Origin of the sequence: Streptomyces sp. NBC_00287, from assembly GCF_036173105.1 — a bacterium.
GTDB lineage: Bacteria > Actinomycetota > Actinomycetes > Streptomycetales > Streptomycetaceae > Streptomyces.
Genome location: NZ_CP108053.1, coordinates 7631497 through 7654547 on the forward strand (window position 1 = coordinate 7631497; position 23051 = coordinate 7654547).

Sequence of the window (23051 nt, forward strand, 5' to 3'; positions counted from 1 at the left end):
TGTGTGCGGTGACTGAGGTCCACCGCCCATGGGTTGTATGCCCTGTTATGTCCGCGCGATGGACCGGCTCATCGCGGACTCGATCCGGTCGACCGCCGTGAACGCCCCGTACGCCACAAGGTGCACCAGACAGTGGTCGGTGTGCTCAGGACGCCGCCAGGCCGCCACGTCCTCGTCCGTGATCCGGTACGGCGCGAGGGCCGCCAGCAGCGCAAGACGCGCCCCCGGCCGCTCCCGACGGTCCGGGAACCCCTCGAGCCCGAGCCCCGGGTGCCGCCCGTCCCAGTGCCACAGCTTCTCCAGTACGACGGCCTGGTCCTCGGCGTCGAGCAGATCGGCGCCCGCCATGGCCGCCCGGAGCAGCGCCGCGTACGCGGGTCCTACGGCGGTGTCGCCCGCCCACGCGGGTGCCTCGCCGGGGTCGGTCCGGTCGAGCAGTGTCAGCGCCTCCCCGGGCCGGGCGGGGCGGCGCACGGTCCGGGAGAGTGAGCGGCCCGCCAGGCTGCGTACCACCCTCAGGCGCTGGGCGTTCGCCGGCATCAGGTTCTCGGTGAGCAGGGCCGACACCATCCGATTGATGAAGTGGAAGGAGAGCGCGGTGCCGATGTATCCCGGGGCGTGCTCGCGGGGGAAGGGGTACGGCTGCGACGCCGGGCTCGGGACGCGCGTCCGCTTGCCCCAGTCCAGCACGCGTGCGTGCTCCTCGTCCTCCGGGCGCTCTCCCCGCGCGAGGCGCTCGGCGAGGGAGTGGTCACCGGTGGCGTGCAGCAGCACGGTGTGGGCGTCCACGCAGAACGGGCACTGGTTGGCCTGGGACACCCCGAACGCCGCGACCTCCTTGCCGGTACGACTGCCGGGGCCCGCGATCAGCGACTCGCGCATCAGCGCCCAGGCGGGGGCGAGGAGTTCCGGCGCGGAGGAGAGCACCACGAAGGTCACCGGCTCGTCGATGCCGAAGTCGCGGGAGAGCTGCTCGTACACCTCGGCGACGCGTCCGGTGGCCGACTTGGGCGGGAGGGGCTGGGTGTAGCGGAAGGGTGTGGTCATGGGCAGCAGCTTGCGTTCTGCGGGCGTCTGCGGTCGTCGTACAGCCGAAGGGAGTTGACGCTGCGTCCGCCGGGTGGCCCAGGACCGGGAAGTACTACGTCGGGAGTAGTCCTGGAGTTGTCCACAGGTCTGACGCCGGTGCCGGTGCCAGCGTCTAGTGTGCCGTCATGAGCGGGAACTCGGTCACACGCAGGCAACTCGCCGACGCGGCCCTGGCGGTCGTGGTCGGCGCACTGGTGCTGACCTCGGCCGCCTTCGACACGGACACGACCTTCGTCGACTTCGCGCTCATTGTCGTGGGGTGCGCGGCGCTGGGGTTCTACCGGGCGGCACCGCGGGCCGTGCTGGCCGTGGCGACCGTGAGCGGGGTCGCTTACGTGCTGCACGCCCAGCCGGGAACCACGGCCGCCCTGCCCGTGATCGCCGCCGTGCACACGGCGTCCAGGGTGGGACACAGAGGGCTGGCGGCCGAGAGCGGTGGGGTGTTCCTGGCTGCGTATGTCGTGGCCGACCCGGGCGCCCAGGACGTGGTGGAGAAGTCCGCCCTGCTCGCGGGCTGGTTCCTGTGCGCGGTGGTGACCGGGCTCGCCGACCGCAACTGGCAGGCGTATCTGCGCCAGACCGAGCAGCGCGCGCTGGAGGCGGAGCGCACCCGGGAGGAGGCCGCTCTGCGCCGGGCCGGTGAGGAACGGCTGCGCATAGCCCGGGAGTTGCACGACTCGCTCACCCACAGCATCTCGATCGTGAAGCTCCAGGCGGGCGTCGCCGTCCACCTGGCCCGTAAGCGGGGCGAGGAGGTGCCGCCCGCGCTGCTCGCCATCCAGGAGGCGAGCGGCGAGGCGATGCGTGAACTGCGCGCCACTTTGGAGGTGCTGCGCACGGACGAGCCGACCGGCACCCCGGCGCTGCTCGTGGAGCGGGCCCGGGCGGCGGGCCTCGCGGCCGAGCTGGCGGTGACCGGGGACGAACGCCCGCTGCCCGCGACCGTCGACCGGGCCATGTACCGCATCGTCCAGGAGGCGCTCACGAACGCGGCACGGCATGCGGGGCAGGCGAAGGTCTGTGTTGAACTCACTTACGGCCACGGGAAGTTGACGATCCGGGTGGACGACGACGGAAACGCCGTCCCGGACCGCCCGCCCGTGCCCGGCATCGGACTCACCGGCATGGGGGAGCGCGTCGCGGCCCTCGGCGGCACCCTGCACGCAGGCCCGCGCCCGGAGGGCGGCTTCTCGGTGTGCGCGCAGCTGCCGTTGGGGGAGGCGGGATGATCAGGGTGGCGCTGGTCGACGACCAGGCGCTGATGCGGGCCGGGTTCCGGGCCCTGCTGGATGCCGAGGACGGCATCGAGGTGGTCGGCGAGGCGGCCGACGGGGACCGGGGCGTGGCACTTGTGCGTGCCGAAGTCCCCGACATCGCGCTGATCGACGTACAGATGCCGGTGATGACGGGCATCGAGGCGACCCGCCTGATCGCCGCCGACCCCGCGCTCGTGGACGTCCGCGTGGTGATCCTCACCAACTACGGCCACGACGAGTACGTCTTCGAGGCCCTGCGCGCGGGCGCGAGCGGCTTTCTGCTGAAGGACACCGAACCGGCCGACCTGCTCCAGGCGATCGAGGTCGTGGCCCGCGGCGAGGCGCTGTTGTCCCCGTCGGTCACCCGCACCTTGATCGGCGAGTTCGTCGCCCGTCCTCCGGACCGGACCACCGCCCCCGGCCTGGAGGGTCTCACCCGCCGCGAACGCGAGGTGACGGCGCTGGCCGCCCGTGGCCTCAGCAACGAGGAGATCGCCGAGCACATGGTCATCAGCCCCTTCACGGCCAAGACCCACGTCAGCCGCGCCATGACCAAGCTGGGCGCCCGGGACCGCGCCCAACTGGTGGTGTTCGCCTATGAGTCGGGCCTGGTGACGGCACGCGGCGGAAACTGACCCCGCGTACGATCGCACGACCGCCGCCGCGCAGTGAGGAGCCCCCGCCCGTGTTCACCTCCCGCCCCACGCTCCAGGGCACCTTCGGCATGGTGTCCTCCACCCACTGGCTGGCCTCCCAGTCTGCGATGGCCGTCCTGGAGGACGGCGGCAACGCCTACGACGCCGCCGTGGCGGGAGCGTTCGTGCTGCACGTCGTCGAGCCGCACCTCAACGGACCGGCCGGCGAGGCGCCGATCCTGCTCGCCCCGGCGGGCGGCGCGGTACAGGTGCTGTGCGGACAAGGCGTCACCCCGGCCGGGGCGACCGTCGCGCACTACCGAGGGCTCGGCCTCGACCTGGTCCCCGGCACCGGCCCGCTCGCCGCCGCCGTGCCCGGTGCCTTCGACGCCTGGATGCTGCTCCTGAGGGACCACGGCACCAAGTCCCTCGCCGATGTGCTCAAGTACGCCGTCGGATACGCCGAACACGGGCACGCGCCCGTGGAGAACGTCGGCGCGACCGTCGAGACCGTGCGGGAGCTGTTCGAGACGGAGTGGTCGTCGTCGGCTCAGGTGTATCTGCCGGACGGGCAGTCACCGCGCCCCGGCCGGCTCTTCCGCAACCCCGCCCTCGCCGCCACCTGGAAGCGGCTGCTCGCCGAGGTGGCCGGGGCGGGGGACCGGGAAACGCAGATCGAGGCGGCCCGCGAGGTGTGGCGCACCGGATTCATCGCCGAGGCGCTCGTACGGCAGTCCCGGCGGCCCACCCTGGACACCAGCGGCGAGCGCCACACCGGCACCCTCACCGCCGCCGACCTCGCCGACTGGTCCGCGACATACGAAGCGCCGGTGACGTACGACTGGAACGGCTGGAACCTGTGCAAGGCCGGCCCCTGGAGCCAGGGCCCGGTGCTGCTCCAGCAACTCGCGCTGCTCCCCGCCGAGCTGCCGCCCTACGGCTCCGCCGAGTACGTCCACCAGCTGATCGAGGGCTGCAAGCTCGCCATGGCCGACCGGGAGGCCTGGTACGGGGACGCGGGCGAGGTGCCGCTCGGGGAGCTGCTGTCCGCCGAGTACAACGCGGGGCGGCGGGCGCTCGTGGGTGAGAAGGCTTCGTACGAGCTGTGGCCCGGCAGCCCCGGGGGCCGTACGCCACGCGTGTGCGGGCACGCGCGCGTGGTGGCCGACGACGAGCCGGCCGCCTTGGGAGCCGGTGAGCCGACGGTCGCCAAGCACACCACGTCACCTGTGCCGGGCGAGCCCCAGGTGGGCGGCGACGGGGCCACCCGCGGCGACACCTGTCACCTGGACATCGTCGACCGCTGGGGGAACATGGTCGCGGCCACGCCCAGCGGCGGCTGGCTCCAGTCCAACCCCGTCGTGCCCGAGCTGGGCTTCCCGCTCGGCACCCGGCTCCAGATGGCCTGGCTGGAGGAGGGGCTGCCGGCCTCGCTGACGCCCGGTCGCCGCCCGCGCACCACCCTCTCGCCCTCGCTCGCCCTGCGCGACGGGGAGCCGGTCATGGCGTTCGGCACACCCGGCGGGGACCAGCAGGACCAGTGGCAGCTGCACTTCTTCCTGGCCGTGGCGCTGCGCGAGCCGGTGCGCGGCGGCCTGGACCTCCAGGGCGCGATCGACGCCCCGAACTGGCACAACGACAGCTTCCCCGGCTCCTTCTACCCGCGCGGGATGCGGCCCGGGAGCGTGACGGTCGAGTCGCGCATGAGCGCGGACGTGATCGAGGAACTGGTCACGCGGGGGCACCGGGTGACGGTCGGCGAGCCGTGGTCGGAGGGGCGACTGTGCGCGGTCGCGCGGGATCCGCGGACCGGGGTGCTGTCGGCGGGGGCGAATCCGCGGGGGATGCAGGGATACGCCGTAGGACGGTGACGGGCCCTGGTGCGCCCGCCGCGAATCGGCCTATTCACGCCGATTCCACCCCGCATTTACTCGCCGGGCGGGGATTGTCAGTGCGGCATGCTCTCATGGAGACATGATCGTAGACACGGAAACCATCGACGAGTTTCTCGCTCGGCACGCCTCTGACGTGGAGGAAGCAGTCCGTCAGGCCGCCGCTCAGGAGATCATGCCGCGCTGGCGCAGGCTCGCCGCGCACGAGGTCGACCAGAAGAGCGGACCGCACGACCTGGTGACGGACGCGGACCGCAGGGCCGAGCAGTACCTCACCGAAGCGCTCGGCGCGCTGCTGCCCGGCTCCGTCGTGGTCGGCGAGGAGGCGGTGGACGCCGACCCCGCGACCTACGGGGCGATACAGGGCGCGGCGCCCGTCTGGATCGTCGACCCCGTCGACGGCACCCGTCAGTTCGTGCACGGCGAACCCGGATTCTGCACCCTGGTCGCGCTGGTGCAGCACGGCGCCCTGCTCGCCTCCTGGACCTACGCCCCGGCCCGCGAGCAACTCGCCACCGCGATACGCGGCCAGGGCGCCTTCCTCGACGGCGAGCGGCTGCACGCCGGTGCGCCGGACCCCGGCCGGGACCTCCGCGTGGCCACCTCCCACCCCGACTACACCACCGACGAGCAGAAGCACGCCCTGCTCGGCCTGTGGACGGACGGCGTCGCGCCGCGCGCCTGCGGCTCGGCGGGCCTGGAGTATCTCGCCGTCGCCCGGGGCGAGTTGGACGCCGTGGCGTTCAGTTGGGAGCTGGCCTGGGATCACGCCGCGGGCCTCCTGCTGGTCGAGGAGGCGGGCGGCGCCCACCTGACCCTCACCGGCGAACCGTTCCGCGTCACCGGCGGCAACGCCCTGCCGTTCACGGCGGCCCGAGACGCGGCCACCGCGAGTCGGATTCGGGATCTTCTCCAGCGAGCGGCGCCTTGACCCACCCAGGGGCGCGGGGCTGTATCGACATGCGGCTCCGCCGCGGGGGCGCGACAAGCCCCTCACGCCCCCGCACTCGCGATACAGACAGACTGGGCCGAGCTCCTGGGCGCACCCGGCATATCCTGACTCCGAGTGGCCATGGGCTGACGAAGGGGACCGAAACGTGCCGTCGATGCTCGATGCGGTCGTGGTGGGTGCGGGGCCGAACGGACTGACCGCTGCCGTGGAGCTGGCCCGGCGCGGCTTCTCCGTGGCCCTGTTCGAGGCGCGTGACACCGTCGGCGGGGGTGCCCGTACCGAGGAGCTCACCCTCCCGGGGTTCCGTCACGACCCGTGTTCGGCGGCGCATCCGCTCGGCATCAACTCCCCGGCGTTCCGCGCCCTCCCGCTGGAGCGGTACGGCCTGGAGTGGCTGCACGCCGAGCTGCCCATGGCGCACCCGTTCCCCGACGGCACCGCCGCCGTGCTGTCCCGCTCGGTCGGAGAGACGGCCGCCTCGCTGGGGGCGCGGGACGCGGGGGCGTACCGCAGGCTGGTGCAGCCCTTCCTGCACCGATGGGACACCCTGGCCCGGGACTTCATGTCCCTGCCGCTGACCGCGCTGCCCCGCGACCCAGTCACGCTCGCCCGCTTCGGCCTCGTCGGACTGCCTCCGTCGACCTGGCTGACCCGCCGCTTCCAGGACGACCGCGCCAAGACCCTGTTCGCCGGCCTCGTGGCCCACGTCATGGCCCCGCTCAACGGCTTCGCCACCGGCGCCGTGGGCCTGGTCTTCGCCCTGGCCGCGCACGCCCGAGGCTGGCCGGTGGCCAAGGGCGGCTCCCAGTCGATCTCGGACGCGCTGGCCGCGTATCTGAGGGATCTCGGCGGCGCGATCCACACCGACTACGAGGTCAAGCGCCTCGACGACCTGCCGCCCGCGCGCGCGTACATCTTCGACACTTCGCCCACGGCCCTGGCCCGGATCGCCGGCCTCGGCCGCTACTACGAGAACTACCGGTACGGCGCGGGCGTCTTCAAGATCGACTACGCGCTGGACGGACCCGTCCCCTGGACCGCGCCGGAGGCACACCGCGCGGGGACGGTGCAGATCGGCGCCGACAGCGCGGAGATCGGTACCGCGCTGCGCGCCGCGTCCCGGGAGGGCCGGGCGCCCGACCGGCCGTTCATGATCACGGTCCAGCCCAGTGTCGTCGACCCGAGCCGGGCGCCCGCGGGCCGACAGGTGTTCTGGACCTACGCCCATGTGCCCAACGGCTGGACCGGCGACCTCACGGACGCGATCGAACGCCAACTGGAGCGCTTCGCCCCGGGTTTCCGTGACCGTGTCCTCGCCCGTGCCACGGCGGGCCCGCCCGAACTCGCCGCCCGTAACGCCAACTACGTCGGCGGCGACATCGGCTCCGGCGCGGCCTCCGGACTCCAGCTGATGCTGCGCCCCAAGCTGTCCCTGTTCCCGTACAGCACTCCGCATCCGGCGGTCTTCATCTGTTCCTCCGCGACCCCGCCCGGACCCGGTGTGCACGGGATGTCGGGGCACAACGCGGCGAAGGCCGTCTGGAGAAGGCTGAGGCAGACATGACCACCATCACGCTCGCCCAGGGCGACATCACCCGCCGGACCGCCGACGCCATCGTCAACGCCGCCAACTCCTCACTGCTCGGCGGGGGCGGCGTGGACGGCGCCATCCACCGCCGGGGCGGCCCCGCGATCCTGGAGGAGTGCCGCAAGCTGCGCGCGTCCCAGTACGGCAAGGGCTTGCCCACGGGCAAGGCGGTCGCGACCACGGCCGGTGAACTGGACGCCCGCTGGGTGATTCACACCGTCGGCCCTGTCTTCAGCCAGAGCGAGGACCGCTCCGACCTCCTCGCCTCCTGTTACCGCGAATCCCTGCGCATGGCCGACGAGTTGGGCGCCCGCACGGTCGCCTTCCCGGCCATCTCCACCGGCGTCTACCGCTGGCCGATGGAGGATGCGGCCCGTATCGCGGTGGACGCCGTACGGACGGCGGAGACCTCGGTCGAAGAGGTGACCTTCGTTCTCTTCGACGAGCGGGCGTACCGGGCGTTCGCCGATCTCATTGGTTGAGAATTCACCTACCCGGGTGAACTTCGGTAAGCCTTGCCTTATATATTGGCGCGGTCCTGGTCGCCGTGTCGGTGCTCGGGGCGTGAACGACCCCACCGCACGACAGGACCCAGATGCGCACCACTTCCCGAGGGCTCCTCGCGACGCTCGCCCTCACCCCCCTGCTGGCCGGCTGTTTCGCCTCGACCGAGAACGCTGCGGGGGAGTCGGGCGGCCGGCTGCGGGTCGCGCTCGCCGTACCGCCGGTGCAGGCCCTGTCGCCGTACAGCAATGACGCGACCGTCCTGAGCAAGCTCTCCGTGGCCGAAGGCCTCACCGCGCTGGACGAGAACGGCTCCGCCGCCCCCGCCCTCGCCGAGTCCTGGACCCAGAAGAACGACACCACCTGGACGTTCGAGCTCCGCAAGGCCACCTTCCAGGACGGCACCGATGTCACCGCCGAGGCGGTCGTCACCGCGCTCGACCACGCCAACGCCGCCGAGACCAAGCCCCGCGTCCTCAGCGATGTGACGCTGACCGCCAAGGCCGAGGACGCCGACACCGTCACCCTCACCACCGAGACGGCCGACCCCGTGCTCCCGCTGCGCCTCGCCAGCCCCGCCCTCGGCATCCTCTCCGCGAAGGCCTACGCCAAGGACGGCACCGTCAGCCCGGTCGGCACCGGTACCGGCCCCTTCGAGATCACGAAGCTCACCGGCAAGACCAAGGCCGCCCTCGACCGCTACGACGGCTACTGGGGCGGCAAGGCCAAGGCGTCCGGCATCGACGTCACCTGGATCGCCGACGGCACCGCCCGCGCCAACGCCCTGCGCGGCGGCGACGTCGACATCGCCGAGTGGATCCCCACCGCCCAGGCGAAGCTGCTGGACGCGAAGACCCGCCACGAGGTGCCTTCCGTACGGACCGACAGTCTCGTACTCAACACCGGCAGCGGCATCTTCACCGACGCGTCCCTGCGCGCCGCCGCCCGCGAGGCCGTCGACGGCTCCGCCCTCGTCGACTCCGTCTTCGGCGGGTACGCCGACCCGGCCGAGGGCCTGTTCGGGCCCGCCGTCTCCTGGGCGGCCGACCAGCGCGTCGAGGTGACCGGGCGCGCCGAGGCCGCGACCTCCGCCCAGGTGAAGTCCAAGGCCAAGGGCAAGACCTTGCGCCTGGCCACCTACACCAACCGCGCCGAACTCCCCGAGGCCGCCAGCGTGCTGCAACAGCAGCTGGAGAAGGCCGGGTTCACGGTGAAGCAGGACGTGCGCGAGTACACGCAGATGGAGGCCGACCTTCTCGCGGGCAAGTACGACGCGCTCGTCTTCTCCCGGGTGACGCTCCTCGACACCGGTGACGCGGTCGCCTACCTCGCCAGCGACTACACCAGCGAGGGCGTCTACAACATCGCCGGTCTGAAGGACTCCGCGGTCGACAAGGCCATCAAGTCCGCCGCCGCGGAGGGCGACACCGAGCAGCGGCAGCGCAAGATCATGGCGGCCGAGGCGGAGATCCTGCGCACCGACGCCGTGGTGCCCCTGGTCCACGAGAAGGTGGTGCAGGGCATCGCCACCGATGTCGAGGGCGTGCTCCTCGACCCCCGTGAGCGCTCCCTGATCGACCTCGACACCCACCTGAAGTAACCGCGGATGACTGCCACTCACGGCCGTCCGTCCCCGTGGCGGACGGCCGCCGGCCGCATCGCCGCCGGAACCGCGCTGCTCGCGGCCGTGTCCCTGCTCCCCTGGCTGTCCGGGACCGACCCCGCGCTGACGGTCCTGCGGGCGCGTTCCGCCGACCAGGATCCGACCGCCGCCCAGTTGGCCGCCGTACGGGAGCAACTCGGGCTCGACGAGGGGCCGTTGGCGCATCTCGTGCACTGGCTCGGGGGACTGCCGCGCGGTGACGCGGGTACGTCCTGGGTGTCGGGGGAGGCCGTGCAGCCTCAGGTGACGGCCGCTTTCGCGGTGTCCGTCACGCTGATGCTCGGGGCCTTGGCGGTCACGGTCGCCGTGGCCGCGCTGCTCAGCGCCCGCACGCTGTACCTCGGATCCCGGCGCCGGCTGCGACGCCGGCGCTCCGGCACCGGTGCCGCCGTACTCGCCGCCCTGCCCAAGTTCCTGCTCGCCTCGCTGCTCGCCACCGTGTGCGGGGTGTGGCTCGGCTGGTTCCCGTCCAGCGGGTGGGAGGGTCCGGCCTCGATGGTGCTGCCCTCGCTCGCGCTCGGCGTGCCCTCGGGGGCGATGATCGGCGGACTGCTCGAACAGGCGCTGCCCGCCGCGTTCAACGAACCCTGGGCCCGGACCTGGTACGCCTACGGCCACGCGCCCGGCCGGATCGCCCGGCACGCGCTGCGCCGGGCGATGTCCGGAGTGCTCCCGCAACTCCTGCCGACCGTCGTTGCTTTGGTCGGCGGCGCGGTCGCGGTCGAGAAGATCTTCAACATCCCGGGCCTCGGCCGCCTCGCGCTCGACGCGGCGCTCGCCCAGGACCTCCCGCCGCTCCAGACGGCGACCCTGGTCCTCGTCCTGCTCGGCGTCGTCGCGGGCATCCTGATCCAGGCCCTGCGCCGGGCGCTGCTCGGTCCCGCCCTGCGCGACGGCGCCCTGCCCGCCCTGCACCCACCCGCCCTCGCACCCCGCCGCGCCACCCGCTGGATCGCCGCGTTCTGCGCCCTCGCCCTGCTCGGCCTGATCGGCGCCGGGCTGCTGCGTGACCCTCTGCAGGTAGATACGGCGGCCCGGTTGCTCGCGCCGTCCGCCGCCCACCCGTTGGGCACCGACTCACTCGGCCGCGATCTGCTCGCCCGGCTCGGCCACGGCGCCCTGCGCACGGCCGGACTCGCCCTCGCGGTGACCGCGGTCAGCGTCCTCGTCGGACTGCTGCTCGGCATCGCGGCACGGGTGAGCGCGGGCCTGACCGAAGTGGCCTCGACGCTCCCCGCCGTCCTCGCCGGTCTGCTCACCACGGCGGTGACCGGCCCGTCGGTCTGGGGTGTAGCGCTCGCGGTGTGCCTGGTCGGCTGGACGCCGTACGCCGCCCAGACCGCCGCCCTGCTCGAACAGGAACGGGCGAGCGGCCACATGATCGCGTCGCTCTCGTTCGGCGCGGGTCCGGGATACCTGCTGCGCCACCACTATCTGCCGGCCGTCCTCCCCGCCGTCCTGCGCAACGCGCTGCTACGGCTGCCCACCACCGTCCTCGTGCTCGCCTCGCTCGGCTTCCTCGGCCTCGGCGAACAGCCGCCCACACCGGAGTGGGGCCGCCTGCTCTCGGAGAACCAGCCGTACGTCGAACTCGCGCCCTGGACGGTCCTGGCCCCTGCCGGAGCGCTGGTCCTGCTCTCCGTGCTCGCGGTGTCGGCCACGGCGTCGGGACCGGGCAGGGCCCGACGCTCCTACTAGTCGCGCTCGGGCCAGATGGGGCCCTGATCGGTCCAGATGACACCCTTGTTGCGGCAGAGGCAGAAGGGGTGGCCGATGGGGTCGGTGTAGACGCGGAAGCCGTAGCCGTCGGGGCCGATGCAGTCCCGCTGCAGGGTCGCGCCGAGGTCCAGGACGCGGCGCTGTTCGGCCTCGATGTCGTCGACTTCGAAGTCGAGGTGGAACTGCTTGGGGTGCTCGCTGTCGGGCCACTGCGGGGCGCGGTAGTCCTCCACCTGGATGAAGGCCAGTTCGAGCTCGCCGAACTGGATACCCGCCCAGTGCTCGTTACTGCCCTCCTTGACCGGGAGCCCCATCACCTCGGAGTAGAAGGCCGCCAGCTTCATCGTGTCCGGGCAATCGATGATGAAGTCGGTTAGTCGTAGCATCCCGCGATCTTGCCACAAGATCAAAAGAGCCGGACCTTGACTCAGGCCCTAGCCGCCCAGCACCACCCCCGTGGCCAGCGCCGCCGTGACCGGATGCGACGGCTCGGTGAACAGCCGTACCGTCGGCCCGGATTCGACGACGTGACCCTCCGCCAGGACCAGGAGGTTGTCCGTTCGGTCGGCGACGAGACGCAGGTCGTGGCTGACCAGCACGAGGGCCAGCCCGCGGCGTTCACGCAGATCCGCCAGGAGGTCCATCACGGCCTCGGCTGTGTCCCCGTCGAGCGCGGAGGTGACCTCGTCGCAGATCAGCACATCGGGGTCGACCGCCAACGCCCTCGCGATCGAGGCGCGTTGACGCTGTCCGCCGGACAGCTCATGCGGATAACGGTCGGCGAAGGCGGCGGGCAGACCCACGCTCTCCAGGAGCTCCAGCACCCGCTCTGGCGCCTCGGCCTTGCTCACCCGGCGGTGCAGCAGCAGCGGACGGCGCAGCGTGGCCCCGATCGTGCGGCTCGGGTTGAGCGTGCCCAGCGGATCCTGCGGCACCAGTTGCAGACGGCGCCGCTGCTCCCGCGAGCGCCCGTGCGCGGAGGGACGCAGCCGCGTGCCGTCCAGGCTCACGGTGCCCTCGGTCGGCCGATGCAGCCCCACCAGGGTGCGCAGCAGCGTCGTCTTACCGGAACCGGACGCCCCGACCACCCCGAGGCTGCTCGCCGCGGCGAGGGCGAGATCGACCCCGTGCAACACGGGGGTACGGCGGCCACGGTGGGCGTACGCGGCGTGCAGGCCTGACACGGTGAGCGTGGGCGGGGGGCCGTCGGGCGCGGGGTGAGCCCCGGTCAGGTCCCCGACGTCGTCGGTGGGCCGGTCGACCAGTGCCGGGTCGCGCCGGGCCGTAGACGCCGCCCGAGCCCCGCTCAGGTCCACCACGTCGTCCGCGAGCCGTTCCACCAGCTCGGGGTCGTGGCAGGCCAGGGCGACGGCGAGGCGGTGGTTCTCGGCGAGGTGGCGGAGCAGGTCCGCGATCTCGTCGCGCAGCGCCGGGTCGAGGCCGGCGGTGGGTTCGTCCAGGAGCAGCACGGCGGGACGGCGGGCCAGCGCCCGGGCGAGCGCCACCCGGCGCTGCTGGCCGCCCGAGAGACCACCGATGCGCCGCTCCGCGAGGGCGCCGCCGGAGAGACCGGCGAGGCGTTGCTCCGAGGGGCTGCCGCCGGAGAGACCGGCGAGGCGTTGCTCCGAGGGGCTGCCGCCGGAGAGACCGGCGAGGCGTTGCTCCGAGGCGCCGCGGTCGCCCAACAGCCGGTCGAAGCGCGGCTCCACCGACCCGGCCTCGGTCGCAGGACGCACCTTCGCCGCCCCGCCCTCGACCGGCAGCCGCACCTCCGCCAGCAGCGCCCCGATCGCCTCCCTGCTCCGGTCCACGGCCACCTCGGCGAGCAGCCGCCGCACCTTCATCCGCGGGTTCAGCGCGGAGGCCGGGTCCTGGCCGACGTAGGCGAGGCGGTGGCGGCGCAGGGCGCGCAGTTCCGGGGCGGACAGGGTGAAGGGGTCCTGGCCGAGGACGGTGACGGTGCCGTCCGTGCGGTGGGCGCCGGGTGGCAGGGTGCCGGTGATGGCGCGCAGCAGGGTGGTCTTGCCGCAGCCGGAGGGTCCGGTCACGGCGGTGACTCGGCCGGGGCGGATCTCCAGGTCCGCGCCGTCCAGCAGGAGCCGCCCGTCGGGGGCGGACACGGTCAGGCCGGAGACCCGGACCGCCTGCTCACCGTCCGCGGCCTGACCCTCCGGATACCAGTCGGGCATGTGGTTCACAGTGCGGGTACCGCCTTCCGGCCGGTCGCGGGGACGAGGGCGGCGGCCGCCAGGTTGACGCTCATGGCGAGCAGCCCGATGCCGATGCTCGGCGCGAGCACGCCCCAGGGGTTGAGCAGGATGCCGCCCGAGTTCTCCCGGATCATCAACGCCCAGTCGGCGGCGGGCGGTTGGGGCCCGACCTGCAGGAAACCGGCGGTGGCGACCAGATATACGGCGGCCACGAACCGCAGCCCGAACAGCGCGAGCAGCGTCGCCCGCAGATTCGGCAGCACCTCCCGTACGACGAGGTAGCCGAGCCGTTCCCCGCCCACGGCCGCCGCCTCCACATACCCAGAGGCGGCCACCGGCGCGGCGGCGCCCGCGACCAGCCGGACGGCGTAGGGCACGCCGAGCACGACCGAGACGGTGACGACGGCGAGTCGTCCGCCGTCCGGCCAGGACAGGGTGACCAGCAGGATGCCGAGCACGGCCGGCAGCAGCATCAGCACATCGGCGGCGCGTTCGACGAACCGGCCGACAGCGGGCCGCAGCGCGCTCACCGCGCCGAGCAGCGCGGCCGTGACGGTGACGAGCAGCGCCACAAGCAGCGAGGTGACGACGAGTTCGCGCCCTCCGGCGAGCACCCGGCTCAGCACATCGCGCCCCAACTGGTCACCACCGAGCGGGGCATCGCCGCCCGGCTCCGCGTACGGCGCGGTCACCGGCGCGTCGATCGCCTCGGGCGCAAGCCACGGCCCAGCGAGCGCGAGCGCGGTGAGCAGCAGGGCGGGCAGCACGCGCAGCACGGTGCCTCGACGCGAACGCACGCCGAGCGGCGCCGACTTCAGAGTTACGGCGGTCATGTCCGGCCTCCCGAAGCCCACGCCCGTACAAGGTCCGCAAGCAGCAGCACCCCCGTGATCACCACACCCGTCACCGCCACCACCCCCGCGATGAGCGGACTGTCCCGATCAGCCACGGCGCCCGCCAACACGGCGCCGATACCCGGATAGTTGAAGATGGTCTCCACCACGACGGCACCCCCCAGCAGCATCCCGGTCGAGGTGGCGAGCCCCGCCGCGATCGTCGGCAGCGCCCCGGGCAGCAGATGGTGGGTGAAGATCCGGTGCCGGGGCAGCCCGTCCAGCACCGCGGTCTCGATGTGCGGCGCCTTGACCTCGTCGTCGAGCGCCGCCCGCACGATCCGGGTGTTCCAGCCGATCTGCGGGATGGCGAGGGCGAGCACGGGCAGGACGAGCATTTCCCAGGAGGCGGGGGAGCCGTCGGCGTCGGTGAGGGTGACGGCGGGCAGCCAGTCCGTCCACAGGGCGAAGACCAGCACCAGCGCCACCGCGACCACGAACTCGGGCAGCGCGAGCACTCCGGTGGCACTCGCCGACACCGAACGGTCCACCATCCCCCCGGGCTTGGCGGCGGCCCAGCAGCCGAGCGCGACGGAGGCCACCAGGGTGAGCAGCAGCGCAAGACCGCCGAGCAGCAGCGTGTTGGGGAACGGTCGGGAGAGCAGGTCGGCGACGGACTCGCCGCGGGCGGACGTACCGAGGTCCCCGGTCGGCAGCCCGGTCATCCACTCCCAGAACCGCTCCAGCACCGGCCGGTCCAGGCCCAGCAGCTGCCGCCGCTCGGCGATGTCGGCCGCGCTCTCCCCGCGTTCGGAGGTGGCGTTGGCCGCGTCACCGGGCAGCAACTCGACCGCGGCGAACACGAACGCCAGCAGCACCGCCAGCAACAGCGCCCGCCGCGCGAGCACCCCGGCGAGCCGGAGCGCGGCCCGCGCAACCGCCGGAACCGGCCGGGGACGCTTCAAAGAGTCCCCGGCCGGTTCGGGCCGTGTCGCCGGAATCAGCGAGCCAGCCATGCGCTCTCAAGCTGGACGCGTCCGTAACCGGGCAGCACGGGCAGGTCGCGCACGGCGGCACCGGCGAGGTCGATACCGTCGGCCATGCCCCACAGCAGGTAGCCGGACTCGTCGTACTCGATCTGCTGGAGCTCGCCCAGCACCTTCGCGCGCGCCGCCGCGTCCTTGGTCGCCATGGCCTTGCGGTACGTGTCGTCGAACTCGGTGTTCTTCCAGCCGGCCTCGTTCTGGCCGGAGTCGGACACCATCGTCTTGCTGGCGAAGAACACCACGGAGTCGTTGGTGCCCCAGTACGTGGTGTACAGGTCGCCCTTGAGCCAGGTCTTCTCCCAGAAGGTCGCCGACTCCTGCTTGACGACCTTCACCTTGACCCCGGCCTCGCGGACCTGGGAGGCGAACAGGGTGGCCGCCTCGGCGAGGCCCGGGATGTCCTCGGTGGTCAGCAGCTCGTACGTCTTCGACACATCGAACTTGGCCTCGGCGAGCAGTGACTTGGCCTTGGCGAGATCGCGGGTGCGCTGCGGGATGTCCTTGGCGAAGGCGGGGTCGCCGGTGCCGAGGATGTCGTTGGCGACGGTGCCGTAGCCGGACAGCACCTGCTTGACCATCGCCTCGCGGTCCACGGCCAGCCGCAGCGCCTCACGCACCTTCGCGTCCGCGAACGGACCGTCGGCGGTGCGCATCACGATCGGCATCGCCATGTCGTTGGGGCGCCGGACGATCTGGATGTCCTCGCGCTTCTCGGCCGTACGGGCCGCCACCGCGCCGACGTTGGAGGCGACGTCGATCTGCCCGGCGAGGAGCGCGTTGGCCATCGCCTGCGGGCTCTCGAAGATCTTCACCTCGATCGCGTCGAGGAGGACCTCCCCGCCGTACCAGTCCTCGTTGCGCACCAGGCGCGCGTTGCCGGAGCGGAACCAGTCCAGCTTGAACGGGCCGGTGCCGGGCGCCTTGTCCAGCTCCTTGTCCGAGGTGTCCTTCTTCAACACGAAGGTCGTCAGACGGGTCAGCAGCGGCAGTTCGGCATTGGCGTAGTCCGACACGAGTACGACGGTGTCGTCGCCCTCGGCCTTGATGTTCTCGGGCTTGATGCCGGGCAGGCGGGAGGCGCCGGCCGGGGTGTTGCGCAGCCGCTTCAGCGACCAGACGACATCCTCGGCGGTGACCGGGGAGCCGTCGTGGAACTTCGCACCCTTGGCGAGTGTGAACTTCCAGGTCTTGAGGTCGGCCGAGGGCTGCCAGCTCGCCGCGAGCCGCGGCTCGGTGTTGGGCTTGGTGCCCGGCACCGTGAGCGTGTCGTACACGAGCGAGATGATCAGGTAGTCGCTCTCGTTGGCCTGCGAGCCGTGCGGGTCGCGGGTGATGGCCGAGGCGCGGCCCAGGGCGCCGACCCGCAGGGTGCCGCCGCGCCGGGGCTTCTCGGAGCCCTTGGCGGGGGAGTTGGACGAGGTCTCGTCGTCGCCGCCGCATGCGGCGAGCAGCGCGGACGCCGCTATTCCGCCACCGGCCCACAGCACTTGGCGCCTGTTCAGGTTCACTTTCGACCTCGTTCCGCTGGAGTGATGCATTTTGCTTAGGTGTGCCTACCCTAAGAAGATCCTTAACGCAACCTGTGAGACGCGCTCGTTACCTCGCGCCGGGGGCGTCAACCCGGCGCACGGGTGCACGGATTGGCACGGAAGGCGTGGGTGGGGCCCAAAGGGAGCACTGGGGCCTAGTTAGGGTTGCCTTACCTAACTCGGATTGGTATACGTTTCAGGCCGCCGCTGCGCACAGCAGACTCACAGGCAGGCGTTCCGAGACCGCGCACCACGTCCCCCCGCACCCGCCTCCTCGAACGGACGACTCACCCATGCCCATGGGAGCCGCACCCCTGCGGCAGCTCGCCGCGCACGCCGTGGACGAGCTGACCGACGCCGCCCGGAAAATCCTTGCCGACCACGGTGGTTCGGCCGATCGGCCCGAACTCCTCAAAGACGTGGCCCAGGCCGCGAAGAATCTTGACGAAACGATTCACCACGCCTGTCGCCCCGTAGACACCGACGCCGGACTCTTCGTCCTTCGCGGACTTCCCGTCGACGACACCGAGATCGGCCCCACGCCCGCCAGTTGGGCCACCGCGGGCGACAGCGCCGCCGAATGGGACGTACGACTGCTGCTCCTCGCCACCCTGATGGGCCGGCCGATCGCCTGGGAGGGCCAGCAGGACGGCCGGTTCGTCCACAACATCGTGCCCTCGCCCGGCCATGAGCAGGCGCAGACCGGCGCCAGCAGCACGGTCCTGCTCAGCCCGCACACCGAGGACGCCTTCCACCCCGGCCGCGCCCATCTGCTGATGCTCGGCTGTCTGCGCAACCACGACGCCGTCGCCACCACCGCCGCGAGCATCCGCCAAGTCCGCCTGGACCCGGCCGATCTCGCACTGCTCTCGCGCCCGGTGCTCCCGATCCTCCCGGACGACGCCTACGCCGAGGCCCAGGGCTATTCCGGCCCGCCGCCGAGGATCCCCGCTCTGTGGGAGTCCGCCGACGGCCCCACCCTGCGCTACGACCCCGCCTACACCCCCCTCGACGAGGCGCCCGCCGACTACCGCGCCGCCTATGACCGCCTGACCGCCGAACTGGAGCGCGTCTCCGTCGCCGTCAGCCTGGACCCCGGTGACGTGCTGGTCGTCGACAACGACCTGGTCGTCCACGGCCGGGTCCCGTTCAAGGCCCGCTACGACGGCACCGACCGCTGGCTCAAGCGCGCCTCGGTCCGCGTCCCCGGCCGCCGCAGCCGCCCGCCGGCCGAGGCGGACGAGCACGGCTACGGGCAGGCCGCCCTCGTGGCCGACGTCTGATCACCCCGACCGTTCCCCCTACGAAGGGACCAGCAGTGACCGGCACACCCGCCGACGACAAGGCCCTGCGCATTCTGAGCACCAGCGACCTCGCGGGCATCGACATCACCCTCACCGACGTGGTCGACGTGGTCGAACAGGCCTACCGCACCCTCGCCGACGGCCAGTCCGCGAACCCGCGCAAACTCACCGTCAAGCCCGAGGACGGCCACTCCGTCTCCTACGCCATGCTCGGCCGGGACGGCGTCCGGGGCGTCGTCGCGGTCAAGACGTCGTACAAGCACGGCCTGGACAAGGGCCGTGACCAGCAGCACTACTATACGACCTTGAGCCTCTACGACGACACCACCGGACTGCCGGTCGCGCTGATGGACTGCGGGCGCGTCGGCTCGCTGCGCACCCCGGCCGTCTCCGCGCTGCTCGCCCGCGAGTGCGCCGCCCCCGGCAGCCGCACCGCCCTCGTCATCGGCACCGGCACCCAGGGCCGCCTCGCCCTGCCCTTCCTGCTCACCACCCTGCCCGACCTCGACCGCCTCATGGTGTACGGCACTCACCCCGAGGGTCTGGCCGCGGTACGCGAGCGGCTCCACCACTACTTCCCCGAGCGGGAGTTGGAGGTCGTCGAGGACGTACGGGCCGCAGCGGCCGAGGCCGATGTGGTGGTCGCCACCGCGGGCAACCACACCCCGGCCGCCGTGGAGTCCGACGATCTGAAGCCGGGCGCCGTCTCGATCCTGGTCGGCCATGGCATCGCCCCCTCCACCCTGCACCGGGCGGACCGGGTCATCGCCACCAGCGAGGCGCAGATGAAGGTCACCGGCACCGACATGGCGGACGCCGACGGCAACTTCCCCGCCGTGGACGCCGAGTTCCCCGAGGTGCTCGCGGGCCGGGCGCGTGGACGGCAGTCGGCCGAGGAGCGGATCTTCGCCTACAACAGCGGACTTGTCGTCACCGACATCGCGCTCGGCCACCGTTTCGCCCAACTCGCCATCGAGCAGGGGCTGGGAACGCGGGTGCCGCTGTGGCAGTGACCCACGTGGCGGCCCCGCCGCTGCCCGCCCACCACGATCCACACCTGGACGCGGTCCTGGCCGGCGGGCTGCCGTACGAGCTGTCGCACGCGCTCGGTGGCCCCTTCCACCTGCTCCTGCCGGACCGCTTCGACACCAACACGGCCGCCTTCCGTGCGGCGCTCGCCGAGGCGGGCGTCGAGGGCCAGGTGTATTACGCCAAGAAGGCCAACAAGGCCGCCGTATGGATCGAACGCTGTGCCGTGTCCGGTACGGGTGTCGACGTGGCCAGCGCCGGTGAGCTGCGCGACGCCCTCGGGCACGGGGTGCGCGGCGAGCACATCGTGGTCACCGGGCCCGCCAAGGCCGACCACCTGCTGCGCGTCGCCGTCCTCCAAGGCTGCCTCATCGCCGTCGACGCCCTCGACGAACTCGACCGAATCATCACCGAGGCACGGGCCGTGCGGCGCCAGGCCCGGGTCCTGCTCAGGCGGCTGTCGCCCGCCCAGCCGCACAGCCGGTTCGGACTCGACGGGGCGGAGGTCGAGGCTGCCCTGATTCAATGTCAGGAGGCGGGCGACTCCCTCGACATGGAGGGCTTCTCCTTCCATCTGTCCGGATACGACCCGCAGCTGCGTGCCGAACTGGCCGTCCAGCTCGTCGACTTGTGCCTGACAGCCCGCAAACTCGGCCTGCGGGCCGACCGGATCAGCATCGGCGGTGGCTTCGCCGTCGACTACACCGACGCCGCCCACTGGGAACGCTTCCTGCGCGACCAGCGCCCCGAGCACTACCACGCGGGCAAGTCGTTCACGGCGGCCGACTTCTACCCGTACCACTCGCCCATCGCGGGCGCCGACGCCCTGCGTGCCGTCCTCGCCGCGCACGGGCTCGCCGGGCGGCTGCGCGAGACGGAGGTACGGCTGCTCCTCGAACCCGGCCGGGCGCTGCTGGACCAGGCAGGCTGCACCGTCTTCCGCGTCCAGGGCGTCAAGGACCGGGACGGCTACGGCATCGTCACCGTGGACGGCAGCAGCCTGAGCCTGTCCGAGCAGTGGTTCGCCAGCGAGTACCTGCCCGATCCGGTGCTGCTCTCCCGCGGCGCGCCGGGCGAGCCGTACGCGGCCTGCGTCGGCGGGGCCACCTGTCTGGAGTCCGACATGGTCACCTGGCGCAAGGTCGCCCTGCCCGCCCGGCCCGCCCCCGGCGATCTGCTCGTCTACCCCAACACCGCCGGATACCAGATGGACTCCAACGAGTCGCCCTTCCACGAGCTCCCGCTCCCCCCGAAGGTCGTCCTCGACCCCGTCGGATGCGGCGCCGCGAACTGGCGCCTGGACCGCAACCACTGATTCGTCCCCAACCCAGGAGTCATCCGATGGACAAGGCGCTCACGCGTCCCGCCGTCGTCAGCCGGGTCTCCGACCTGATCGGTTACACCCCGCTGTTCGAGCTGTGCCGCACGGCCACCGGCAGCCGACTGCTGCTGAAACTGGAGCAGTTCAACCCGACCGGCACCGCGAAGATCCGCATGGCCCGCCAGATGGTCCTGGACGCCGAGGAGCGCGGGCTGCTGCGCCCCGGCGGCCGGATCGTCGAGTCCACCTCCGGCAACACCGGACTCGGCCTCGCCGTCGTCGCCGCCGAACGCGGCTACACCTTCACCGCGGTCGTCGACCATCACGCCGCCGCCGACAAACTCCGTGGCATGAAGGCCCTCGGCGCCGAACTCGTCTACATCGCCGACGAGGGCGACCAGGAACTGGCCACCGCGGCCCGCGAGGAGTTCGCCGAGAAGCTGGCCGCCGAGAGCGACAACGCCTACTTCACCGAGCAGCACAACAACCCGGCCAACGGCGACGGTTACCGTCCGGTGGCGCATGAACTCGACGCCGCCCTGGACGGCCGTATCGACATATTGATAGGTGCCGTCGGGACCGGCGGCGGGCTCTTCGGGTGCGGCGGGGAGCTGCGCAAGAGCGTGCCGGGGGTGCGGATCGTCGGCGTCGAACCCAAGGGGTCCATCGCCTTCGGGCCGCCCGCGCACGACTACTACCAGTCCGGCACGGGCACGCCCGAGGGCGCCACCATCGGTGCGATGGTCGACTACGACCTGCTGGACGAGGGCGTGAAGGTCGGCGACGTCGAGGCGTTCGCCACCGCACGCGCCCTCGCCCGCCGCCTCGGACTGCTCATCGGCGGCTCCGCGGGCGGCGTCGTGTACGAGGCCCTGACCCGCATGTCCGCCCTCCCGCCGGGCACGACTATGGTCGCCCTGGTCAATGACGGCGGGGAGAAGTACATGGACACCGTCTTCAACGACGACTGGATGACAGCCCGCTCGCTCCTCGACCCCGATGTGGAACGCGAGGTCGAGGGACTGCTGACGAAACTCCGCGAGAACTGAGCCCGATGCCGACACCGTTCACCACCCTGCTGCGCGAAAGCCGTGCCCTGGCCGCCCTGGCCGTGCCGCTCGCGCTGACCCAGCTCGCCCAGGTCGCCCTCACCACCACCGACACGGTGATGATGGGCCTGATGGGCACCGAGGCCCTCGCGGGCGGCGGCCTGGCGCTGGTCATCTTCAACCAGCTGCGCACCATGGGCGTCGGCATGGTCACCGCCGTCGGCAACCAGGTCTCCGCCGCCTCCGCGCACGCCGAGGACGCCGAACTCACCGAGGAGGCACGGCAAGAGGTACGGGACGTGGTCCGCGCCGCGCTGGCCCTGGCCACCCTCTCCGGGGTGGTCGGTGCCCTCGCCATCCTGCTGATCGGACAGGCCGTCGCCTTCCTCGGCCAGGACCCCGACGTGGTCGACACGGCGTGGCCGGTACTGCTCGCGCTCGCCCCGGGCCTCGTGCCCTGTCTGTGGTTCCAGGCGATCCGCCAGTTCACCGTCGGCATGCGTCGCCCGCAGGCCCTGCTCCAGATCACCATCGCCTCGGTGGCCGTCAACGCGGGCCTCAACTGGGTCCTGATTCACGGCACTTGGGGACTGCCGGAGCTGGGCCTGCCCGGCATCGGCATCGCGACGACCACGGTGTACGTCCTGACCTGCGTGGCCCTGTACGTCTCCGCGCGCCGCGACCCCCAGCTCGCGCCCCTGATGGACATCCGCATCTGGAAGACCCGCCCGGCCACCCTGCGCCGGCTGACCAACCTCGGTCTGCCCATCGCCGCCACCTACGGCTCCGAGGCCGGCTTCTTCTCCGTCGTCGCCCTGCTCATCGGCACCTTCGGCAGCGCCGCGCTGGCCGCCCACACCGCCGTCAACCAGCTGATCTACATCGTCTTCCAGATCGCCGTGGGCCTGTCCCACGCCGCCTCCATCAACGTCAGCCGGGAACTCGCCCTCGACCGGGTCGCCGCGGCGCAGCGCATCAAGAACACGGCGCTGGCGTGCGCGGGCGCCGTGATGGCGGTGGTCGGCGTGGTGTACCTGGCCGTTCCCGAGCTGGTGCTGCGTCCCTTCCTGGACGCGTCGTCCAGCGCCGAGCACATCGCCACGGACCTGCTGCTCGTCGCCGCGGTCCTGCAGTTCTTCGACTGCGCCCAGAACATCGGCGTGGGTCTGCTGCGCGGCCTCGACGACACCAAGAGCGGCTTCCGGATCACCCTCGTCGGCTACTGGCTGATCGGCCTGCCTGCGGCCTGGCTCTTCGGTGAGCTCGCGGGCTGGGACACCGTGGGGGTCTGGCTCGGCCTGCTCACCGGCCTCGCCGCGACGGCGGTCCTGCTGCTGCGTCGCTATCAGCGGGCCCTCTCGCTGCGCGCCGTACAGGAGCCGGCGACGGCCTGATCACCCGGACGGCCCGCCCGAGGTCGCCTCCCTCCCGC

19 protein-coding genes are annotated in these 23051 nt (G+C 72.2%); 13 read left to right on the forward strand and 6 right to left on the reverse strand.

Features of this window, described 5'->3' with window-relative positions:
• Positions 1 to 45 precede the first annotated feature (45 nt).
• Positions 46 to 1047: a carboxymuconolactone decarboxylase family protein gene (locus OHT76_RS34625; protein WP_328874800.1), complete on the reverse strand. Its 1002-nt coding sequence runs from the start codon at positions 1045 to 1047 to the stop codon at positions 46 to 48.
• Positions 1048 to 1214: 167 nt separating this feature from the next.
• Here OHT76_RS34625 and OHT76_RS34630 point away from each other — a divergent pair, with 167 nt between their 5' ends.
• From OHT76_RS34630 to OHT76_RS34665, 8 genes are all read left to right on the forward strand, one after another.
• Positions 1215 to 2318, forward strand: coding sequence for a sensor histidine kinase (locus tag OHT76_RS34630; protein ID WP_328874801.1), 1104 nt, complete (start codon positions 1215 to 1217; stop codon positions 2316 to 2318).
• A complete protein-coding gene (locus OHT76_RS34635) occupies positions 2315 to 2980 on the forward strand; it encodes a response regulator transcription factor (protein ID WP_328874802.1) in 666 nt (221 codons plus the stop codon). The genes OHT76_RS34630 and OHT76_RS34635 overlap by 4 nt, the downstream gene beginning before the upstream one ends.
• Positions 2981 to 3030: 50 nt before the next feature.
• Positions 3031 to 4851 carry a gamma-glutamyltransferase family protein gene (locus OHT76_RS34640; protein ID WP_328874803.1) on the forward strand — a complete coding sequence of 607 codons (1821 nt, stop codon included), beginning with the start codon at positions 3031 to 3033 and terminating at the stop codon, positions 4849 to 4851.
• Between the two features lie 103 nt (positions 4852 to 4954).
• Entirely contained in the window at positions 4955 to 5803 is an 849-nt protein-coding gene (locus OHT76_RS34645; protein WP_328874804.1) for an inositol monophosphatase family protein, read from the forward strand.
• Between the two features lie 175 nt (positions 5804 to 5978).
• Entirely contained in the window at positions 5979 to 7388 is a 1410-nt protein-coding gene (locus tag OHT76_RS34650) for a phytoene desaturase family protein (protein WP_328876698.1), read from the forward strand.
• Entirely contained in the window at positions 7385 to 7894 is a 510-nt protein-coding gene (locus OHT76_RS34655) for an O-acetyl-ADP-ribose deacetylase (protein WP_328874805.1), read from the forward strand. Before OHT76_RS34650 ends, OHT76_RS34655 begins: the two co-directional genes overlap by 4 nt.
• Before the next feature lie 113 nt (positions 7895 to 8007).
• Positions 8008 to 9516 (forward strand): ABC transporter substrate-binding protein, encoded by a 1509-nt coding sequence (locus tag OHT76_RS34660; RefSeq protein ID WP_328874806.1) that lies wholly within the window; start codon positions 8008 to 8010, stop codon positions 9514 to 9516.
• Between the two features lie 6 nt (positions 9517 to 9522).
• Positions 9523 to 11277: an ABC transporter permease subunit gene (locus OHT76_RS34665; RefSeq protein WP_328874807.1), complete on the forward strand. Its 1755-nt coding sequence runs from the start codon at positions 9523 to 9525 to the stop codon at positions 11275 to 11277.
• Here OHT76_RS34665 and OHT76_RS34670 read toward each other — a convergent pair.
• Genes OHT76_RS34670 through OHT76_RS34690 form a run of 5 tightly spaced genes read right to left on the reverse strand, consistent with a single transcriptional unit; the run spans position 11274 to position 16895 of the window.
• Positions 11274 to 11684 carry a VOC family protein gene (locus tag OHT76_RS34670; protein WP_328874808.1) on the reverse strand — a complete coding sequence of 137 codons (411 nt, stop codon included), beginning with the start codon at positions 11682 to 11684 and terminating at the stop codon, positions 11274 to 11276. The genes OHT76_RS34665 and OHT76_RS34670 overlap by 4 nt on opposite strands.
• A gap of 48 nt (positions 11685 to 11732) precedes the next feature.
• Positions 11733 to 13496 (reverse strand): ABC transporter ATP-binding protein, encoded by a 1764-nt coding sequence (locus tag OHT76_RS34675; RefSeq protein WP_328874809.1) that lies wholly within the window; start codon positions 13494 to 13496, stop codon positions 11733 to 11735.
• Positions 13493 to 14341 (reverse strand): ABC transporter permease, encoded by an 849-nt coding sequence (locus tag OHT76_RS34680; protein ID WP_328874810.1) that lies wholly within the window; start codon positions 14339 to 14341, stop codon positions 13493 to 13495. The genes OHT76_RS34675 and OHT76_RS34680 overlap by 4 nt, the downstream gene beginning before the upstream one ends.
• Positions 14338 to 15357, reverse strand: a complete 1020-nt coding sequence (locus OHT76_RS34685) for an ABC transporter permease (protein WP_328874811.1) — start codon at positions 15355 to 15357, stop codon at positions 14338 to 14340. Before OHT76_RS34685 ends, OHT76_RS34680 begins: the two co-directional genes overlap by 4 nt.
• Positions 15342 to 16895 carry an ABC transporter substrate-binding protein gene (locus tag OHT76_RS34690; RefSeq protein WP_328874812.1) on the reverse strand — a complete coding sequence of 518 codons (1554 nt, stop codon included), beginning with the start codon at positions 16893 to 16895 and terminating at the stop codon, positions 15342 to 15344. The genes OHT76_RS34685 and OHT76_RS34690 overlap by 16 nt, the downstream gene beginning before the upstream one ends.
• Positions 16896 to 17209: 314 nt before the next feature.
• Between OHT76_RS34690 and OHT76_RS34695 the strand changes: the two genes are divergently transcribed.
• The 5 genes from OHT76_RS34695 to OHT76_RS34715 are packed head-to-tail and all read left to right on the forward strand — an operon-like array spanning position 17210 to position 23013.
• Positions 17210 to 18199, forward strand: a complete 990-nt coding sequence (locus OHT76_RS34695) for a TauD/TfdA family dioxygenase (protein WP_328874813.1) — start codon at positions 17210 to 17212, stop codon at positions 18197 to 18199.
• 35 nt (positions 18200 to 18234) lie between these two features.
• Positions 18235 to 19233, forward strand: coding sequence for an ornithine cyclodeaminase family protein (locus OHT76_RS34700; RefSeq protein WP_328874814.1), 999 nt, complete (start codon positions 18235 to 18237; stop codon positions 19231 to 19233).
• Positions 19224 to 20564, forward strand: coding sequence for an alanine racemase (locus OHT76_RS34705; RefSeq protein ID WP_328874815.1), 1341 nt, complete (start codon positions 19224 to 19226; stop codon positions 20562 to 20564). The genes OHT76_RS34700 and OHT76_RS34705 overlap by 10 nt, the downstream gene beginning before the upstream one ends.
• Before the next feature lie 26 nt (positions 20565 to 20590).
• Positions 20591 to 21619, forward strand: a complete 1029-nt coding sequence (locus OHT76_RS34710) for a cysteine synthase family protein (RefSeq protein WP_328874816.1) — start codon at positions 20591 to 20593, stop codon at positions 21617 to 21619.
• Between the two features lie 5 nt (positions 21620 to 21624).
• The gene (locus OHT76_RS34715) at positions 21625 to 23013 is read left to right on the forward strand and encodes an MATE family efflux transporter (protein WP_328874817.1); all 1389 of its coding nucleotides are present in this window, start codon (positions 21625 to 21627) and stop codon (positions 23011 to 23013) included.
• The last annotated feature ends 38 nt before the right edge of the window (positions 23014 to 23051 follow it).

What these genes read in the sequence shown, in the direction of transcription:
- OHT76_RS34650 (WP_328876698.1), top strand. Translation starts at nt 5,979, where the DNA reads ATGCTCGATGCGGTCGTGGTGGGTGCGGGGCCGAACGGACTGACCGCT.
- OHT76_RS34680 (WP_328874810.1), bottom strand. Translation starts at nt 14,341, where the DNA reads ATGACCGCCGTAACTCTGAAGTCGGCGCCGCTCGGCGTGCGTTCGCGT.
- OHT76_RS34660 (WP_328874806.1), top strand. Translation starts at nt 8,008, where the DNA reads ATGCGCACCACTTCCCGAGGGCTCCTCGCGACGCTCGCCCTCACCCCC.
- OHT76_RS34715 (WP_328874817.1), top strand. Translation starts at nt 21,625, where the DNA reads ATGCCGACACCGTTCACCACCCTGCTGCGCGAAAGCCGTGCCCTGGCC.
- OHT76_RS34665 (WP_328874807.1), top strand. Translation starts at nt 9,523, where the DNA reads ATGACTGCCACTCACGGCCGTCCGTCCCCGTGGCGGACGGCCGCCGGC.
- OHT76_RS34670 (WP_328874808.1), bottom strand. Translation starts at nt 11,684, where the DNA reads ATGCTACGACTAACCGACTTCATCATCGATTGCCCGGACACGATGAAG.
- OHT76_RS34625 (WP_328874800.1), bottom strand. Translation starts at nt 1,047, where the DNA reads ATGACCACACCCTTCCGCTACACCCAGCCCCTCCCGCCCAAGTCGGCC.
- OHT76_RS34710 (WP_328874816.1), top strand. Translation starts at nt 20,591, where the DNA reads ATGGACAAGGCGCTCACGCGTCCCGCCGTCGTCAGCCGGGTCTCCGAC.
- OHT76_RS34685 (WP_328874811.1), bottom strand. Translation starts at nt 15,357, where the DNA reads ATGGCTGGCTCGCTGATTCCGGCGACACGGCCCGAACCGGCCGGGGAC.
- OHT76_RS34635 (WP_328874802.1), top strand. Translation starts at nt 2,315, where the DNA reads ATGATCAGGGTGGCGCTGGTCGACGACCAGGCGCTGATGCGGGCCGGG.
- OHT76_RS34630 (WP_328874801.1), top strand. Translation starts at nt 1,215, where the DNA reads ATGAGCGGGAACTCGGTCACACGCAGGCAACTCGCCGACGCGGCCCTG.
- OHT76_RS34695 (WP_328874813.1), top strand. Translation starts at nt 17,210, where the DNA reads ATGCCCATGGGAGCCGCACCCCTGCGGCAGCTCGCCGCGCACGCCGTG.
- OHT76_RS34655 (WP_328874805.1), top strand. Translation starts at nt 7,385, where the DNA reads ATGACCACCATCACGCTCGCCCAGGGCGACATCACCCGCCGGACCGCC.
- OHT76_RS34645 (WP_328874804.1), top strand. Translation starts at nt 4,955, where the DNA reads ATGATCGTAGACACGGAAACCATCGACGAGTTTCTCGCTCGGCACGCC.